At 68.5% G+C, this 18,029-nt stretch carries 16 protein-coding genes; 3 read left to right on the plus strand and 13 right to left on the minus strand.

All coding sequences use genetic code 11. The annotated features are described in order from the left end of the window. Positions 1–11 precede the first annotated feature (11 nt). The 3 genes from D105_RS0103505 to D105_RS0103515 are packed head-to-tail and all read left to right on the plus strand — an operon-like array spanning position 12 to position 4,005. On the plus strand, positions 12–950 hold the full coding sequence (locus tag D105_RS0103505) for a MoxR family ATPase (RefSeq protein WP_018877503.1): 939 nt from the start codon (positions 12–14) through the stop codon (positions 948–950). 26 nt (positions 951–976) lie between these two features. After that, positions 977–1,954 carry a DUF58 domain-containing protein gene (locus D105_RS0103510; protein WP_231366836.1) on the plus strand — a complete coding sequence of 326 codons (978 nt, stop codon included), beginning with the start codon at positions 977–979 and terminating at the stop codon, positions 1,952–1,954. Next, positions 1,951–4,005 (plus strand): DUF3488 and transglutaminase-like domain-containing protein, encoded by a 2,055-nt coding sequence (locus tag D105_RS0103515; RefSeq protein WP_018877505.1) that lies wholly within the window; start codon positions 1,951–1,953, stop codon positions 4,003–4,005. The genes D105_RS0103510 and D105_RS0103515 overlap by 4 nt, the downstream gene beginning before the upstream one ends. A 117-nt stretch (positions 4,006–4,122) precedes the next feature. Here D105_RS0103515 and iscR read toward each other — a convergent pair whose 3' ends face one another. The 13 genes from iscR to D105_RS0103580 all read right to left on the minus strand — a co-directional run bounded on the left by iscR (position 4,123) and on the right by D105_RS0103580 (position 17,942). Then, positions 4,123–4,602: a Fe-S cluster assembly transcriptional regulator IscR gene (iscR, locus tag D105_RS0103520; RefSeq protein WP_018145846.1), complete on the minus strand. Its 480-nt coding sequence runs from the start codon at positions 4,600–4,602 to the stop codon at positions 4,123–4,125. A gap of 341 nt (positions 4,603–4,943) precedes the next feature. Continuing rightward, entirely contained in the window at positions 4,944–5,519 is a 576-nt protein-coding gene (locus D105_RS0103525) for a L,D-transpeptidase (protein WP_018877506.1), read from the minus strand. A gap of 13 nt (positions 5,520–5,532) precedes the next feature. Further along, positions 5,533–7,041, minus strand: coding sequence for an amidophosphoribosyltransferase (gene purF, locus D105_RS0103530; RefSeq protein WP_018867051.1), 1,509 nt, complete (start codon positions 7,039–7,041; stop codon positions 5,533–5,535). 294 nt (positions 7,042–7,335) lie between these two features. Next, positions 7,336–7,887 (minus strand): CvpA family protein, encoded by a 552-nt coding sequence (locus tag D105_RS0103535; protein ID WP_018877507.1) that lies wholly within the window; start codon positions 7,885–7,887, stop codon positions 7,336–7,338. Between the two features lie 79 nt (positions 7,888–7,966). Next, positions 7,967–8,548, minus strand: a complete 582-nt coding sequence (locus tag D105_RS0103540; protein ID WP_018877508.1) for an SPOR domain-containing protein — start codon at positions 8,546–8,548, stop codon at positions 7,967–7,969. A gap of 117 nt (positions 8,549–8,665) precedes the next feature. Beyond that, on the minus strand, positions 8,666–10,003 hold the full coding sequence (folC, locus tag D105_RS0103545; RefSeq protein ID WP_018877509.1) for a bifunctional tetrahydrofolate synthase/dihydrofolate synthase: 1,338 nt from the start codon (positions 10,001–10,003) through the stop codon (positions 8,666–8,668). An 8-nt stretch (positions 10,004–10,011) separates the two neighbouring features. Continuing rightward, the gene (gene accD, locus D105_RS0103550; RefSeq protein ID WP_018877510.1) at positions 10,012–10,971 is read right to left on the minus strand and encodes an acetyl-CoA carboxylase, carboxyltransferase subunit beta; all 960 of its coding nucleotides are present in this window, start codon (positions 10,969–10,971) and stop codon (positions 10,012–10,014) included. A 36-nt stretch (positions 10,972–11,007) separates the two neighbouring features. Further along, a complete protein-coding gene (gene trpA / locus D105_RS0103555) occupies positions 11,008–11,841 on the minus strand; it encodes a tryptophan synthase subunit alpha (protein ID WP_018877511.1) in 834 nt (277 codons plus the stop codon). Continuing rightward, complete coding sequence (gene trpB / locus D105_RS0103560; protein ID WP_018875636.1) at positions 11,838–13,046, minus strand: tryptophan synthase subunit beta; 1,209 nt, start codon at positions 13,044–13,046, stop codon at positions 11,838–11,840. Before trpB ends, trpA begins: the two co-directional genes overlap by 4 nt. Further along, complete coding sequence (locus tag D105_RS0103565) at positions 13,033–13,674, minus strand: phosphoribosylanthranilate isomerase (protein ID WP_026280401.1); 642 nt, start codon at positions 13,672–13,674, stop codon at positions 13,033–13,035. Before D105_RS0103565 ends, trpB begins: the two co-directional genes overlap by 14 nt. 68 nt (positions 13,675–13,742) lie before the next feature. Beyond that, a complete protein-coding gene (gene truA, locus D105_RS0103570; RefSeq protein WP_018877513.1) occupies positions 13,743–14,552 on the minus strand; it encodes a tRNA pseudouridine(38-40) synthase TruA in 810 nt (269 codons plus the stop codon). 55 nt (positions 14,553–14,607) lie between these two features. Beyond that, positions 14,608–15,270 (minus strand): hypothetical protein, encoded by a 663-nt coding sequence (locus D105_RS0103575; protein WP_018877514.1) that lies wholly within the window; start codon positions 15,268–15,270, stop codon positions 14,608–14,610. Between the two features lie 176 nt (positions 15,271–15,446). After that, positions 15,447–17,942, minus strand: coding sequence for a FimV/HubP family polar landmark protein (locus tag D105_RS0103580; protein WP_018877515.1), 2,496 nt, complete (start codon positions 17,940–17,942; stop codon positions 15,447–15,449). Positions 17,943–18,029 lie beyond the last annotated feature (87 nt).

Genomic DNA, 18,029 nt, shown 5'->3' on the forward strand with positions numbered 1-18,029 from the left:
ACGAGTCTCGCATGCCATCGGCTCAGGAAGCCCTGCAACAGATTGAACACGCACTCAACGAAGTGCTCCTCGGCAAACCCGAGCCGGTGCGACTGGCCCTGGCCTGTCTGCTGGCCAACGGGCACCTGCTGATCGAGGATCAGCCCGGTGTCGGCAAGACCACTCTGGCCCACGCCCTTGCCCGGGCGATGGCCCTCGACTACCAGCGGGTACAGTTCACCAGCGACCTGCTGCCCGGCGACGTACTGGGCGTCTCCATCTTCGAGCAGGGGAGCGGCGAGTTTCGCTTCCATCCCGGCCCCGTCTTCACCCAGGTGTTCCTGGCGGACGAGATCAACCGTGCGCCCCCCAAGACGCAAAGCGCATTGCTGGAGGCCATGGAGGAGCGCCAGGCCAGTGTCGAGGGCGCGACCCGCGCCTTGCCGGTACCGTTCTTCGTGATCGCCACCCAGAACCCGGAGGAGCAGGTTGGCACGCACCCGCTGCCGGAGTCCCAGCTTGACCGCTTTCTGATGCGCATCCAGCTGGGCTACCCGGATGCCGGAGCCGAACGCGCCCTGCTCGAGCGCAGCGGCCCGGCCCCAACGGCCGCGCCGGTCGCGGAGACCCACCCGACACCCCCGAGCCTGGCGGCCCCGCACCAGCTGCGCGAATGGCAGGACCAGGTGGCTGGCGTCCACGCGGATGCCGCAGTCCTCGATTACCTGCAGGGCCTGTTGAGTGCGAGCCGCGACCGGGCGCGCTTCGCCCACGGACTGTCGCCCCGCGCCGGGCTGGGCCTCCTGCGCGCGGCCCGGGCCCATGCCTTTCTCGACGGCCGCAACTACACCACGCCCGACGACGTCGCCCGTGTACTGCCCTCGGTCGCCGGCCACCGCCTGCGGTCACGCGAGCCGGAGAGCCCCGAACGCACGGTCGCACGCCTGATGGAATGCGTCCCGACTCCATGACCCGTTCCCCCCGCGCGCGAGGCCGCATGGCGCGACTGCGGGACGACGCGATCCGCTGGATCACCCGCCGCCACGCGCACGACGGTCAGGCGGCCCGCCTGGGCCGAGACCGCATCTACATCCTGCCCACGCGGGCCGGCTACACCCTGCTCGGGATCCTCCTGGTGATGCTCCTGGGTTCGATCAACTACTCCAACAACATGGCGTTCCTGCTGACCTTCCTGCTGGTCGGCATCGGCCACAACGCCATGTGGTACACCCACCGCAACCTGCTCGGCCTGCAGGTGGCCACCCTGCCCGTGCCGCCGGTCTTTGCCGGCCAGCCACTCGGTATCCCGCTGCGCCTGAGCGAGACAGACGGGCGCGCCCGCGAGGCTCTGGTGCTGCGTGTCGGCAACCGGGCGACGGGCCCGTTTCCGGTACCGGGCCGGGGCGCCGAAACCGCCCGCCTGGAACTGTCCGGTCAGCCGCGAGGGCTCTACCGTCTGCCGCGCCAGCGGCTCGACACCCGCTACCCGCTGGGCATCCTCGAGGCCTGGACCTGGCTGACGCTGACCCCGGAGATCGTGGTCTATCCGGACCCCATCGACCCGGGCGCCACACTCGGCGGGACCGGAGGAGACGAGGCGCCCGCCTCCACCGGCCACGCGGGGGATGCCCCGGACCAGATTCGCCCCTACCGACCCGGGGACCCGCCCGGACGCATTATCTGGAAGGCCTTTGCCCGCAGCGGAAAACTCCACGTGCGCGAGGCCGCCAGTGGTCAGGGCGATCGCCTGTGGCTGGAGTGGGACGCGATGCCCGCCCCGGATACCGAGACACGCCTGTCCATGCTGTGCCATCAGGTGCTGGCGGCCCATGCCGAGGGTCGTTTCTTCGGCCTGCGCCTGCCCGACCAGACCCTGGAACCGGGCCAGGGTGTCAGCCACCGGGATTCCTGCCTCCGGGCGCTTGCCGGGTTTCGGACCAAGCCCATCGAACTCGACCCGGAGCCCCGCTCATGACACCCGCGCCCACCCCGGCGGACCCGCGGGCCGAGCTGCGCGGCCTGGACCTGGCCCTGGTCGCGTTGCCGGTGGCTGCCCTGCCGCACGTCTGGCATCAGCCCCCGTGGATCACCGCGCTGGTGGTGCTCGCGATCGCCACCCGGGCGTGGCTGCTGGCCACCGGACGCGCTGCCCCCTCGCTGGCCGTCATGAGCGTGCTGGCCGTGATCGCCGGCGGACTGACCTTTGCCCAGTTCGGCACCGTGTTCGGCCAGGAGGCCGGCACCGCCCTGCTGCTCGTCATGATCGCCTTCAAGCTGCTGGAGACCCGCAACCGACGCGACATCGTGATCGCCCTGTTCCTCGGCTATTTTGTGGTCGTCACCACCTATTTCTTCGATCAGTCCATCCTGATCGCCGGCTACTCTCTCCTGGCGACCGCCCTGCTCACCGCCGCGCTGATCCAGGTCCACGCCGGGCGTCCGCTCCCGCGCCAGCAACTGGCGCGACAGGCCGGGACCATGCTGCTGCATGCCCTGCCCTTCATGCTGATCCTGTTCTTCGTCTTCCCGCGCGTGGAAGGTCCGCTCTGGGGAGACCCGCAGCGCGAGGAGAGCGCCCGCACCGGGTTGTCCGGCGAGCTCAATCCCGGTGACATCGCCAGTCTGCTGCAGGACGACTCCACCGCCCTGCGGGTCGAATTCGCCGACGCGGTGCCCCCTCCGCGCGCGCAGTACTGGCGCGCCCTGGTGATGACCGATTTCGACGGTCGGCGCTGGTCCGCCGACGAAAACCGGTCCGTGATCGAGGCCCCCGCACCGGGTGATGACGAGCGTGTTACCCGCTACACCGCCACCCTCGAGCCGACCCGCGCCCGCTATCTACCCGTGCTGGACTACCCCGTCGCCCTGCCAGAGGACGCCGAACTGCGCGCGAACCACCAGGTCCTGCGCGATCGCCGCATCACCAGCCGCATCCAGTACAGCGCCGGGGCGGATCTTGTCACCCCGCCCGGCGCCGGCGAGCCATCACTGGACCCACAGGAACGCGCCCGCGCCCTGCACCTGCCCCCCTCCGCCGCGCCCCGCTCGCGTGCCGAGGTCGCATTGTGGCGCGCGACCCACGGCGACGACGACCGCGCGATCATCCAGGAGGCGCTACGCCGTTTCGCCGGCGAACCCTATCGCTACACCCTCCAGCCCCCGCGCCTGCAGGACGACACCACCGACCAGTTCCTGTTCGAGACCCAGGCCGGCTACTGCGAGCACTACGCCTCCGCATTCGCCGTGCTGATGCGGGCGGCCGGCATCCCCACCCGCGTCGTCACGGGGTATCAGGGGGGTGCCTGGCAAACGCGCGGGGAATACCTGCGCCTGCGCAATGCCGACGCGCATGCCTGGAACGAGGTGTGGCTGGATGGCGAAGGCTGGGTACGCGTGGACCCCACCGCCGCCATCGCGCCCGAGCGGATCGAGCAGGGGCTGACCGGCCTCGCCCGCGACACCGGGGAGGAAATACCGGGCTTTCTCCTGCGCGGAGAGGGACTGTCGTGGCTGCAGCGGGCGCGCTTCGGTCTCGAGGACTGGGGCGATTTCGTGCGCTTTCGCTGGGAGAGCTGGGTGCTGGCGTTCGACCCCGAGCGCCAGCGCGAGCTCTTCGCCCGCCTCGGACTGGATCCGCGGGACTGGCGCTCGGTCCTGATCGCACTGGGCGTCGGATTCGGCAGCCTGGCGCTGATCGCCTTTGTCTGGATCTGGCTGCGCCGACCGCGCCAGCGGCGCTCCCCAGCCGATCGCCTGCTGCAAAGGCTATCCGACCGTATCGCACGGCATGACCGCAGCCTGGCGCGCCAGGCTCACGAACCGGTGGATGCGTGGACCCGGCGCGTCGGCCGGGCGCGTCCGGACCTCGCGCAACCGCTGACAACCTTCGCCCGCGTCTACAACCGCCAGCGCTTCGCGCCGCTGACCCCGGAGCAGCGCAAGGACCAACTTGATCACCTGCGTGACCTGCTGCGACAGGTTCCACGCGGAAAGCCCGCCGCGCCGCCAGCCCGGGAGCACGCATAACCGTCGCGCTCACTCCCAAGGGGGGCGCCAAAAAAACGGGGCCGACCGGTGCAGTTGGACCGGTCAGCCCCGTTGGCCGTTCGCGACCCGTTTCACCGGGTCGCTCCGCGTGGCGCGTTACGCCGCGTCGTTGCGGAAGATGAAGTGGTGCCGTGCACCGCGGCGCTCGTCCTGGCGACGTGCCACCTTCTGCACCTCCGGACGATTGGCGAACTGCGCCAGGGTAATCCCGTCCAGGAAATCGTACAGTTGCTGGCTCAGATCATCCCACAGCTCGTGGGTCAGACAGCGGTCGCCGTCCTGGCAGTCCTTGTGACCCTTGCAACGAGTGACATCCACTGATTCGTCCACCGCGGTAATGATATTCGCGATGCTGATCTGGTCGGCACGCTTGGCCAGGCGATACCCACCGCCCGGGCCACGCACACCTTCCACCAGGTCGGCCTTGCGCAGCTTGGCGAACAGCTGTTCCAGATAGGACAGCGAAATGCCCTGGCACTGCGAGATGTCGGCAAGCGTCACGGGCCCGATCCGGTCGTGAATCGCCAGATCCATCATGGCCGTCACCGCGTAGCGGCCCTTGGTTGAGAGTTTCATGATTTCTGCCTCCGAATAACCTTGAGTATGTGTCCTGCTCGACATCCGTTCGCAGGCTGGCATCCATTCGTATTTCCTGACAACAGCCGTCAGGAATAATTCCCGTCTTAGTTGACACCACTAGTCGGGAATAATTCCCTTATTCTAGCAGGCGAATGAACAAAGATCACGGAATGCTAACGTAGGTATTCAGAACCACCCGGGGCGCGGGAGTTCCCGGCGAGAATGCCGTGGACGAACGTACTTGGGTTGACCGGACGCGGCGGGGTTGCGGAGAGGGGTGCCACGGGCCAGCACAGGACGAGACATGCACGGGCGCGACGCGGCGCGCCGCGAACGCACTACCCGAGGCGAGGAACCTCGGGGCCGTCCAGGATCATGACCAGCGTCCGGTTGGGCAGACGGGGGAACAACTCGATCACTTCGTCGTTGCGCATGCGCACACAGCCTTCCGAGGCCGGCTCGCCAATGCGCCCCTCCTCGTCGGTGCCATGGATGTAGATGTATCGGCGCTGCGAATCGACGTTGCCGCCCCGGTTGATCCCCGGCTCCAGGCCCTCCAGCCAGAGAATGCGCGAGGTGATGTTGTCGCGCGGGCTGCGGGCACCCGGCTCGGTCAGGATATCGGCGATCTGGCCGGTGTTACCCCGGGCCCGGAAGATCGTCCCGCGCGGTGCGTCCTCGCCAAACCGCTCGGCGATCCGATGCAGCCCCAGCGGTGTGGTGTAGGTTCCCTCCTCGAACCCCACCCCGCGCGCGGACGTGGACACGTCGAAGATGTCGGTGACCCGGTCGCCCTCCCAGACGTAAAGGCGTTGCTGGTCCACCCGCACCACCACGACAGGCACATCGCCGGCATCCGGGGCCCGTTCCCGGGCATCCCGCACCACGGGTTCGATCCAGCGGAGACTCGGCACAAGCACCTCGCGTCTACTTCTTGTTGGCGAGATCCAGTACCTCGCCCGCCACCGGCGTGTTCACCAGCCCGTCGCCGCGCAGGGCCGCCAGGTGCTCCAGATAGTCCGGGGGCAGCCCGGTCACGTACTCCCCGGTAAACACCGAACAATCGAACGCCTCGATATTCCGGTTGCCCCGGCGTACGGCCTTTTGCAGATCTTCCAGGTCCTGGTAGATCAGGCGGTCGGCCGCGATCGCCTCGCACACCTGCTCTTCGTCGCGGCCGTGGGCGATCAGTTCCTCGGCCGCCGGCATGTCGATCCCGTACACGTTGGGGTAGCGCACCGGTGGCGCGGCCGAGGCGAAATAGACCTTCTTCGCACCCGCCTCGCGGGCCATCATCACAATCTCGCGCGACGTGGTGCCACGCACGATCGAGTCGTCCACCAGCATCACGTTCTTGCCCCGGAACTCCAGCGAGATCGCGTTCAGCTTCTGGCGCACGGATTTCCGCCGCTTGGTCTGGCCCGGCATGATGAACGTGCGCCCGATGTAGCGGTTCTTGATGAACCCCTCGCGATACTTGATGTTCAGCTCGTGCGCCATCTCCAGCGCAACAGTGCGGCCCGTGTCCGGAATCGGCACGATCACGTCAATGTCATGGTCCGGCCAGATGCGCCGGATCTTCTCGCCGAGAGCGGTGCCCATGCGCATGCGCGCGCGGTGCACGAACACATTGTCGATCACCGAGTCCGGGCGGGCGAAGTACACGTGCTCGAAGATGCAGGGATTCAGACGAGTCTCGGCGGCGCATACCCGCGTGCTGACCTCGCCCTCCGGCGTGATGAACACCGCCTCGCCCGGCGCCAGGTCGCGCTCCAGATCGAAACCCTGGGACTCCAGTGCCGCGCTTTCCGAGGCGACCATCCATTCGCGTCCGCCCTCCTCGGACTCGCGCGAGCCGTAGACAATGGGCCGGATGCCGTGCGGATCGCGAAACGCCAGCAGGCCACGCCCAGCGATCATCGCGACCACCGCATAGGCCCCCTCCGCGCGCTGGTGCACCCGCTCCACCGCATCGAACACCGCATCCGGGGTCAGCCCATTGTCCAGGAAGCGCAGCAGCTCCTGCGCAAAGACATTCAGCAGGATCTCGGAGTCCGAATCCGTATTGATGTGCCGACGATCGGTCGCGAACAGTGCCTGCTTCAGCTCGCGCGCGTTGGTCAGGTTGCCGTTGTGCCCCAGCGTGATCCCGAACGGCGAGTTCACATAAAACGGCTGCGCCTCGGCCGAACTGGACGAGCCCGCGGTCGGATACCGCACATGCCCGATGCCCATGTTCCCGGTCAGGCTCTGCATGTGCTGGTTGTTGAAGACGTCGCGGACCAGCCCGTTGTCCTTGCGCAGGTGCAGGCGGCCGTCATCATCACAGGTCACGATGCCTGCGGCGTCCTGCCCGCGGTGCTGCAGCACCAGAAGGGCATCATAAAGGGGCTGGTTCACCGGGCTGCGCCCGACGATTCCGACAACTCCACACATACGGCTACAGGCTCCAGGTCTACGGCTAGGGAAACACGGAGTAATGGACACGCTCGCGCTCGAGTCGCTTTTGCGTGCGAACAAGGCGCGGTGACTGCCGTGCAGTCATTCTGCACAAGGGAGCCGCAACGCTGTGCGCGCACAAAAGCGGCCGAGCCCCTGCATTGAATGATTTGTGGGGTTGGCACCCCGGGTTCCCCGATCCTGCGTTGCGGCACTTGCCGGTAGAACCACTACCGGCTGCGCACCGCGCCTGGTCTCGGAAAACCTGGGGTGCCAACGCGAGCGTGTCCATTACTCAGTGTTTCCCTGTTTACCGTCGGGGATCACTTCTTCGGCAGGTTCGTCGCTCGCCAGCAGGTCATGGATCTGCTCCTGCCAGCCTTCCGGCAACTGGGCGATCAGCCAGTCCACCACGCGTTCGAACTCGGGGATCAGGCGGCTGTTCTCCCACCAGGGTTCGTCCGGCATCAGCGTCAACGAGGCCAGGAAGACGAGGACCGCCACCAGCAGCACCCCGCGCAGCAGGCCAAAGATCACGCCCAGCGAGCGGTCGGTACCGGTCAGGCCGCTACCCTTGACCAGCCGATTCGCCAGCACACCGAGGATGCCGCCCACGATCAGGACGGCGATAAAGATCAGTGCGAAACCAATGCCCAGGCGCAGCGTCGCGTCGGAGACCGCCTGCGGCAATTGCTCCGCGACCTCCGCCGCATAGCGGATGCCCAGCCACACCCCGATGATCCACGTGGCAAGCGAGAACGACTCGCGCACGAAGCCGCGGAAAAGGCTGATCAGCCCGGATACGACGATCAGGGCGATGATGACGAGGTCGATCCAGTTCACGGGGCCGGCGTCACGTGCTGAAAGGGCGCGTAGTTTACCGCAGCCATCCGTTCCTCGCAGGGACGTCCTGGACTGGCCATCAGGGGTGGGCCACCACGATGCCGGAGAGCTCCAGCTCGTCCTGCAGGCGTTCCCCCAGGCTGACCGCATCCTCGCGCTGCGCCAGAGGTCCAACCTTCACGCGGTAAATGGGACGCCCATCCGCGGTGGAGTCATCGATAAACGCCGGCCAGCCGGCCTCGCGCAGGCGGGCGGCCTGCTCGCGCGCGTTGTCCTCGTCGCGGAAACTCCCGACCTGGACCGCCCAGCCCGCCTGCACCGGCTCGTCCGCTTCCGCCAGGCGGCGCGCGTCCGACGGTTGTGGCTCCGCAGCATCCTCGCGGGCTTCCCCGCCGTTATCCAGGCTGTGCAGTTCCGCCACCGGTCCCTCGCGTTCACCCGTCGGCGCGGCCGGGGCCACCTCCCGACGCGGCGTCGGCCGCTCCGACGGCAGGGCGATGTCCGGTTCGGCAAACGTCGGTGCCGGCGGCACCGGGTCCTCGATCCCGCTCATGTACTCGTAACCGGCCCCGTCGAAAAGCCAGGGCAGAAAGATCACCGCCAGCACGATCAGGATGACCGCGCCCACCAGGCGAAAACGAATGGGATTGTCGCGGGTCATGCGCTCATCCGACGGCGGGGGCTGGAAGACACGGGGATCCGGGAAGCATCACGTTGCAATGACAGTACGCCCGCTGGCGCTGCCGTCGCAAGCCGATGCCAGATGGCGACATGGCCTTCAGACCGCATGCACGGCCTCGCCATCCGGCCAGTCAGGCTCCACCCGACCGGACAACGCCGCCGGGGCCAGCGCCGGCGCGTGTTCCAGGACGGCCGCCACGGTGTGGAAGGATCCGAACACCACCACCCTGCCCCGTGGCCCGGCACGGCGCGCGGCCTCGCTGAGCGCACCATCGACGCCGTCCACGCGACATACCGGCCCCTGCCCGGCCGCTTCCAGCTCGTCGGCGAGCAAGCCAGCCGGCAACGCCCGCGGCAGATCCAGCGGAACCGGGACCCAGGCATCGACAAGGCCTTCCAGCAGGGGCCACATGGCCGTCCGCTCCTTGTCCGCCATCACCGCCACGAGCGCGACCACCGGCCCATCGACCGGGTGTGCCTCCAGCCAGCGCGCCAGTTCCCCGACCGCATGGAGGTTATGGGCCACGTCCAGCAGCCATTCCGGCGTGCCCCGCAGCCGTTGCAGGCGGCCCGGCGCCGAAATCTCCAGCGCCTGGCGGACCACGGCTTCGGTGAGGCCCGCGCCCCGCCCCAGGCTCTCGACCACCGCCAGCGCGGTGGCCGTGTTCAGCAATGCCGCCCCGTCGATCCGGGCGCCCACGCCCGCGAGCCGCCATTCGCGGGACTGCCCCTGCCAGACCCACTGCAGCACCGCCCCGGACCGCGTCAGGGTGAAGTCACGCCCGCTGCGAACGGCCCGCGCCCCCAGGCGGTCGGCATGCGCCAGCACGCTGGCGGGCGGCTCCGGTTCGCCCAGCACCACCGGCCGTCCGGCGCGCATCACGCCGGCCTTCTCGCGCCCGATCGCCTCACGGCTGTCACCCAGCCAGGTCTGATGATCCAGGTCCACCGCGGTGATCGCGGCGACATCGGCATCCCAGATATTGACCGCATCCAGGCGCCCGCCCAGTCCGACCTCCAGCACCTGCACGGTGACCCCGGCATCACGGAACAGCCAGGCCGCCGCCAGCGCGCCAAACTCGAAATAGGTCAGGGAATCATCGCCACGGGCCTGGTCCACGGCCTCGAACGCCCGGCACAGGGCAGTGTCGGAGAGGGGTTCCCCGTCGATGCGGATGCGTTCGTTGTAGCGCAGCAGGTGCGGAGAGGTGAACAGGCCGACCTTCAGCCCCTGGGCCTGCAGCAGGGCCGCGGTGCGCGTGGCGACCGTGCCCTTGCCATTGGTGCCGGCCACGATCACCGTGCGCGGCCCATCGGCATCCCGCAGGCCGAGGCGGTCGGCCACCAGCGCAATACGCTCGAGTGTCAGGTCCATACCCACGGGGTGGAGCTGCTCCTGGAAGGAGAGCCACTCCGCCAGGGTCGCGAAACGCATCGGCCGCCTCAGGAGGAACGCGGCGGGTCGACGCGTTCCACATCCGCCCCGTTCTCGGGGCTGATCACCTCGACGGCCCCCTCGGCATCCTCCTCACCCGCATCGGACCCGGGCGCCGGCCCGTGCGTCAGCATGCCCAGCACCGTCGCCAGACGGCTGCGCATGTCACGGCGGTCCACGATCATGTCGATCGCACCGTGCTCCAACAGGAACTCCGATCGCTGAAAACCTTCCGGCAGGGTCTCGCGCACGGTCTGCTGGATCACGCGCGGTCCGGCAAAGCCGATCAGCGCGTTCGGCTCGGCCACGTTGAGATCGCCCAGCATCGCCAGGCTGGCCGAGACGCCGCCCATGGTCGGATCCGTCATCACCGAGATGAACGGGATGCGCTCTTCCTGCAGGCGCGCCAGCACCGCACTGGTCTTGGCCATCTGCAGCAACGAGAACAGCGCCTCCTGCATACGCGCCCCGCCAGAGGCGCTGAAGCACACCAGCGGGATGCCCTGCTCCAGGGAGCGATTGGCCCCGCGCACGAAGCGCTCGCCCACCGCGGAGCCCATGGAGCCCCCCATGAAGCGGAAATCGAAGGCGGAGGCCACCAGCGGGCGGCCCAGCAACTGCCCCTGCATGACCACCAGGGCGTCACGCTCGCCGGTGGCCTTCTGGGCGGCCACCAGGCGATCCTTGTACTTCTTGGAATCGCGGAATTTCAGCACATCCGAGGATTCGATATCGGCCGCGATCTCCTCGCGGCCCTCGGCATCCAGGAAGGTCTCGAGCCGCCGACGGGCGCTCATCCGGCGGTGATGGCCGCACTTCGGGCAGACGTCGAGATTGCGCTCCACCTCGGGGCGGTACAGCGTCGCGTCACAGCCCTCGCAGCGGACCCACAGGCCCTCCGGGACCCCGCGCTTGGTCGCGTTGTCGGTGCGGATGCGCGAAGGCATCAACTTCTCGAACCAGCTCATGCCGTCTCCCCGTAGTCCGAATCGGCGCCGCGCATTCTACACCGTGGCCGCCGCGCCCGGGGAGCGCGCCGCATCCATGGCACTGCGCATCTCCCGGACGACGGTCGCCGCCGCCCGGGCGAAACCATCGCCGTCTCCGTCGTGCTCCTCGGCCAGGCGCACGATGGCACTGCCCACCACCACGGCATCGGCGACCCGCGCCACCTGTGCGGCGGTCTCGGCATCGCGGATGCCGAAGCCCACTCCCAGCGGCAGCCCGGTGTGCCGTCGCAGACCGTCCAGACGCGCGGACAGGGCCGAGACATCCAGGCTCTGCGAGCCGGTCACGCCCTTCAGAGACACGTAGTACACGAAGCCGCGGGCGGCCCGCGCCACATGGTCGATACGCGTCTCCGAGGTGGTCGGCGCGATCAGGAAGATCGGATCGATCCCGGACTGTTCCAGCAACCCGACCACGTCCTCGCTTTCCTCCGGCGGCAGGTCCACCGTCAGAAGCCCGTCGAGGCCGGCCGCCTGTGCGGTCTCGGCAAAGGCGTCGTAACCCATGCGTTCCACCGGGTTCAGATACCCCATCAGCACCACGGGCGTGGTGGTGTCGGACTTGCGAAACTCGGCCACCATCGCCAGCACGTCGCGCAAGCCGGTGCCGAAGCGCAGCGCGCGTTCGCAGGCCTTCTGGATCACCGGGCCATCGGCCATCGGATCCGAGAACGGCACCCCCAGCTCGATCAGGTCGGCCCCGGCCTCCACCAGCGCGTGCATCAGGGGTACGGTCGCGCCCGGCTCCGGATCGCCAGCCGTAACGTAGGGGATCAACGCGGCGCGGTTCTGTTTGCGCAGTTCGGCAAAGCGCTGCTCGATTCGGCTCATAGCGTAATCCCCTCGCGTTCGGCCACGGTGTTCAGGTCCTTGTCGCCGCGCCCGGACAGATTGATGATGATGCTCTGGTCAGGGCGCATCTCGGGGGCCAGGTCCAGCACATGGGCAATCGCGTGACTGGTCTCCAGCGCCGGGATGATCCCCTCGGTGCGGGTCAGACGGTGGAATCCGGCCAGGGCCTGATCATCGGTCACCGACACGTAATCGACCCGGCCGATGTCCTTGAGCCACGCATGCTCCGGCCCCACGCCCGGGTAGTCGAGCCCCGCTGAGACCGAGTGCGTGCCGATGATCTGGCCGTTCTCGTCCTCCATCAGATAGGTCCGGTTGCCATGCAGCACGCCCGGCTGGCCCGCGCACAATGGCGCGGAATGCCGGCCCGTCTCGACCCCGTCACCGCCGGCCTCGACCCCGATCATCGCCACCGACTCATCGCCCAGGAACGGATGGAACAGCCCGATCGCATTGGATCCCCCGCCCACGCAGGCCACCAGGGTATCCGGCAGCTTGCCGGTCATTGCCAGATGCTGCTCGCGCGCCTCGCGGCCGATCACCGCCTGAAAGTCGCGCACCATCGCCGGGTAGGGGTGTGGACCGGCCACCGTACCGATGATGTAGAAGGTGTCGTCGACGTTGGTCACCCAGTCCCGCATCGCCTCGTTCAGGGCATCCTTCAGCGTGCGCGTGCCGGATTTGACCCCCACCACCTCAGCGCCCAGCAGGCGCATGCGATAGACGTTCTGGGACTGCCGCCGGGTGTCCTCCTCGCCCATGTAGATCACGCATTCCAGCCCCAGACGCGCGGCCACGGTCGCGGTCGCCACCCCGTGCTGACCGGCGCCAGTCTCGGCAATGATCCGCTTCTTGCCCAGCTTCTTCGCCAGCAGCGCCTGCCCGATGGTGTTGTTCACCTTGTGCGCACCGGTGTGGTTCAGGTCCTCGCGCTTCAGGTAGATCTGCGCGCCGCCGAGCTCCCGCGACAGGCGCTCGGCGTGATACAGCGGGTTCGGCCGTCCGACGAACTGCTTCAGGTCGTGGTCCAGTTCCGCCATGAACTCGGGATCCCCGATGTAGCGCTCATACACCTGCTGCAGTTCATCGAGCGCGCCCATCAGCGTCTCGGACACGAAGCGCCCGCCATACGGACCGAAATGCCCGCGGGCATCCGGGAATGCCGCCCAGTCAATCTTGTTCATCAGTCTCCACCTCGCATTGGCGCACGGCCCGCACGAAGGCCCGCATGCGCCGTGCATCCTTGACCCCGGGCGCGGATTCCACCCCGGAACTCACATCGACCCCGTACGGGCGCAGGTGTTCCAGCGCCTCCCGCACCGAGTCTGCATCCAGTCCCCCGGCCAGCAGCCACGGCCGCTCCAGGGCATCGGGCACACGCTGCCAGTCGAAGCGATGCCCCGAGCCGCCGCTGCGCCCGCCACCGTGGCTGTCCAGGAGAAACCCCTGGGCATCGGGATGCGCGTCCATTGCCGAGCGCGGATCGTCCCCGTCCCCCATCGCGATCGCCTTCAGGTAGGGCCGCCCGAAACGCGCGCAGGCCGTCGCGCTCTCGTGCCCGTGAAACTGCAGGCAGTCCAGTCCTGCCATCCGCAGGACCTGTTCCACACGCGCAGGCTCGGGGTCCACGAACAACCCCACCGTGGTCACGAACGGCGGCAGCGCGGCCGCAATCGCCGCCGCCTGCGCCGGCTCCACGGCCCGCCGGCTCGGGGCGTGAAACACCAGCCCGATCGCATCCGCCCCGGCCCGAGCCGCGGCAAGCGCCTGCTCCACCGTGGTGATTCCGCAGATCTTGACCCTGTAGCGCATGCCCGCCATCTCGAAAAACGCAGCCGCAAGCCTACCAGAACCCGAGCGCAGGCCCGGCTTTCCCGTAATCACCCCGCCCCATTCCCCGGAAGGCCATCGACGACCGGTCCGGCGGCCAGCGGCAGCGCAAACTCCGAAGGGTAGTCGACATGCACGAAATAAAGCCCGCCCGCCGGGGCCGTGATACCAGAAGCCCGTCGATCCCGCGCCCCCAGCACCTCCCGGGGCCAGTCCGGATCGGCCCGGCCGTCCCCGACCGCCAGCAGCACACCCGCGATGTTCCGCACCATGTGGTGCAGAAAGGCATTCGCATGAACATCAAGGACCACGTAATGCCCCTGGCGGCGTACCGACAGCGAATGCACGCAACGCACCGGCGATTTCGCCTGGCACGCCGCCGCCCGAAGGCTGCTGAAGTCCTGCTCGCCAACGAAGGCCTGGCCGGCCTGATGCATCCGTTCGGCGTCCAGTGGTCGGCGCCACCAGGACACCCGCCCCGCTTCCAGCGCCGGTCGAATCTCGCGGTTCGCGATCACATAGCGATAGCGCCGCCCGAACGCGCTGAACCGCGCATGGAAGGTCGCGGGCACCGCCTGCGCCCAGGTCACCGCAATCGCGTCCGGGAGGCGGCTGTTGGCCCCGAGAATCCACGCATGGGGCTCGCGCCGGGCCGGCGTATCGAAATGCACCACCTGTGCCGTGGCATGCACCCCCGCATCCGTGCGCCCGGCACAGACCAGTTCCACCGAATGATTCGCCACGAACCCCAGCGCCGCCTCCAGATGCCCCTGGACGCTGGGCCCATCCTTCTGGCGCTGCCAGCCCAGCAGCCCGCGTCCGTCGTATTCCACGCCAAGCGCCCAGCGCTGGGGTGCCATCGCGTCCGCATCGGCCCCGGGCGTCGCGACTCCGCCATGCACGCGTTCTCGCTCGCTATTCAATCCAGCCCCCCAACAAAGCCGCCCAGACCAACATCACGCCCGCCCAGAGCCAGGCCAGGCCCCACCAGGGCACGCCTCCCTCCGCATCTCCCGCGTCTGCCTTCCAGGCCTCCGGTTGCAGCTCCGCCCCCCCCGCCAGCGCCTGGTCCAGCCGCTCAACCAGCCACTCCCGGACCGCCAGCAGCCGTGCGCCGCGGGATCCACGCAGGCCTGCGCGACGCTGCTCGACGGAGGCCTTCTCGTCCTCGAACAAGGCCAGTGCCAGGAACAGCCGCCGAGCGAAACTCTCGCCCCAGCCCCCCAGTACCTGGCGCGGCCCGCCCAGGAGCGCACCAAGCGCGCCCACCAGCGCCGATCGCGAGAACCGCCCCGTCAACCACACGACCAGCACGACCACGAGCATCAGCGCGACAATCCGCCAGCCCGCCTCCTGCAGCCCCTGGAACGCGTCTCCCGTTTGTGCCGGCCACAACCCGTAAAACACGGCAAGCGACAGATAAAACCACTTGAGCCGCAGCATCAGTCGACCCGCGCGCCGCCACTCCACGCCACCCGTCAGCCCCAGCCCGGCGCACAGGCCGGCCACCAGGACGACCACCAGCGGATCCGCCGGCACCAGAGCGGCCGAGGCGGCCACAACACCCAGGATCGCCAACCCGGCGGCTGAAACCTCCCGGGAAGCAGATCGCACGATGTTGGATCGTTCGGCAGGGGTCACACGCCAGCCTCCTCGAAACCAAAAGGCCCCGCCCGGAGCGCCTCCGAGCGGGGCCGTACACTGCAAGCCGGCAGATGCAATCCGTTGCTGGAGGGCCGGCTCTACCCCGAGGATCAGGAGCCCTGGATCTGGCTCCGGATCGCCTCGGCCTCCTGCTTCTGCTCGTCCGTGCCGGAGGCGAGGACCTCGTCGATCAGCTCCTGCGCCCCTTCCGCATCGCCCATATCGGCATAGGCCTGCGCCAGGCTCAGGCGGGTCACGTTTTCGTCGTCTCCGGTCCCTGCCTCATCCCCGGCCGCCGCCGACGGTTCACCCGGAACCTGCAGATCCTCGTCCATCGACAGACCGCTGTCCTCGGTTTCGCCGCTGTCCCCGCCGCTGGCCGGCGCATCCAGATCCGGCAGTTCACTCTCGTCCAGATCAAACGACAGGTCATTCAGGTCGTCACCGGACGCGGCTTCACCGCGATCGGCCTCTGCCGCCGAGGCCAGGTCGTCCTCGAGGTTCTCGTCAATGTCGAACGAGAGGCCCTCATCGTCGCCCGCCGGGGTGCCTTCGGTCGCCTCCGAGGTGTCCGACACCTCGACGTCCGGGAGGTCCAGCCCGGAGAAGTCGATCTCGTTGCTGTCCGCGTCGGCATCGGCAGCGTCCGAATCGTCGCCCGCAACCGCGTCGTCCAGCGAATCCGCCGGAGCATCTCCCGCCGAACCCGCGGAACTCCCGAGACGAGATTCCAGCTCCGAAAGACGATCGCGCATCTCGTCGTCGTCCGGCCCCAGACGCTCGCGCAGGGCATTCGCGGCCTCGCGCGCACCCGCCTCGTCTTCCAGCGCGGCATGGGCCTCGACCAGCTTCAGCCGGTACTGCTTGTTGTCCGGACTGGTTTCGAGCGCCGCGTTCAGCGTCTCGACGGCCTGATCATTCATGCCGTAGGCCAGGCATACATCCACCTCGGCCAGGACGTCGTCCATGCCCGCCGCACCCTCGCTGGTGCTGGCAACCACGACTTCCCCCACCTCTTCCTCCGGTTCGGCCGGCGGATGCGCGGATTCCTCCTGCGTGGTTTCGGTATCGTCGTCGGATCGGGCCGCGGCAGCCCCCATGATGGTCCCGGCCGCGGCGCCGGTCGCCGCACCGGCCATCGCCGAATGCGAACCTTCGGTGTGGTCCACTTCCTTCGCCTCATAGCCGGCCGATTCGACGCCGGACGCCTGAACCTTGCTGTTGTCGGCGCGCGGCTTCAAGCCGGCACCCCGTTCGTCCACCATCACCTCGCGCCGGCCGCCGCGTGCAAAGGCCAGCAGTACCAGCAGCAGCAGGACCACCAGTGCGATCGCCATCATCAGCAACAGCGGGTCATTCATGATGCGCTCGTGCAGCGGTGCGTTCCGCTCCGCATCGGCGCGATCCAGGCGGGTACGCAGCTGTTCGCGCTCGGCGCGAAGCTGGCTCAGCTGCTCCTCGAGTTCGGCCATGTTCTCGCTGGAGATCTCGGCCAGACGACCGCGTTCCCCGAGTTCTTCGCGCAGTTCGGAGAGCTCCTCGCGCATCCCCTCCATCTCGGCGCGCTGGGACAACAGGGCCTCCTGGAGCAGTTCCTCGGAACCCCCCTGCGCCACACCGGCTTCGGCGTCTTCCGGCAGCAGATCGGCCACGATCTCCAGGCGGTCCTCCACCCCTTCGTCGGCGACGGACTCCTCGGCAACCGCCGGATCATCCTCGGCCGCCGCCGTATCGGTGTCAGCGACCGCAGCCGCGTCATCCTCCGCCGCTGCCTCGGACTCTTCGGCCGCGACCGTCTCCTCGTCCTCGACAGCGGCCGCGTCGTCCTCCACCGCTACGTCATCTTCTGCGGCGGCCACGGCGTCATCGGCCGGTGCCGGCTCGGGCTCTTCCCGCGCGGCGCGCGTAGACTCCTGCCACGAGCGGGTCTGGTCGGCCACCTCGGCGCGCGCCGCGGCGGCGCTGCGGGCCTCCAGTTGCTCGCGCGACGGCGTGCGCAGCTCTGCGTCCGCCCGGAGTGCGTTGATATTGTTCCCGATAAAGGCCTGGGGATTGGCATCCAGGAACGCGAGCATGGCCTGCTCGTCGCTGTAACCGGAGATCCCGCTGCGGCGCACGATCGCGTAGAGCGTATCGCCACTGCGAACCTGGAGGGTTTCACCGGCGCGGGGCGTGCGCGGTGCCGCGGCGTCGGCCTGGCTCACAGAAGGTGCCGAGGCCCCGGACGGCATGGTCCCGGGCGGGTCCAGCAGCAGGGAGACCTCTCGCATGGCACGCCCGCCATCCCAGCGCGCCTCCAGCAGAATCCCGACGTACGGTTCGCGCACCGGCCGGCGGGTGGTCAGGATCACGCGATCGCCATCCAGCTGGATGTTCAGGTCACCCGGAACACTCCCGCGGTTGAGACCGGCACGGCGGTACGCATCCTCGGACGCCTGGCGAATGCGGAGGGAGTCCGCGACCCCCGAGGCGCCGCGCAAGGGAATCTCCGCCCGCAAGGGCTGATTCAGGAAGGATTGCAGGTTGACTTCACCAAAGCCCACGGAGCTAGACGACGCCGGGGCCACCAGCAGCAAGAACAAAAACCCAACCAGAAACTTGCGCACGAATTCCCCCTGAAAGTGCCGCGTGGCCTAAACGCCCCTGCCGGTACGGCTGGCGACCCCCTGGCCACGAATGTGCCGGGCCGATGC

Source organism: Thioalkalivibrio sp. ALE28, from assembly GCF_000377425.1.
Lineage (GTDB): Bacteria > Pseudomonadota > Gammaproteobacteria > Ectothiorhodospirales > Ectothiorhodospiraceae > Thioalkalivibrio.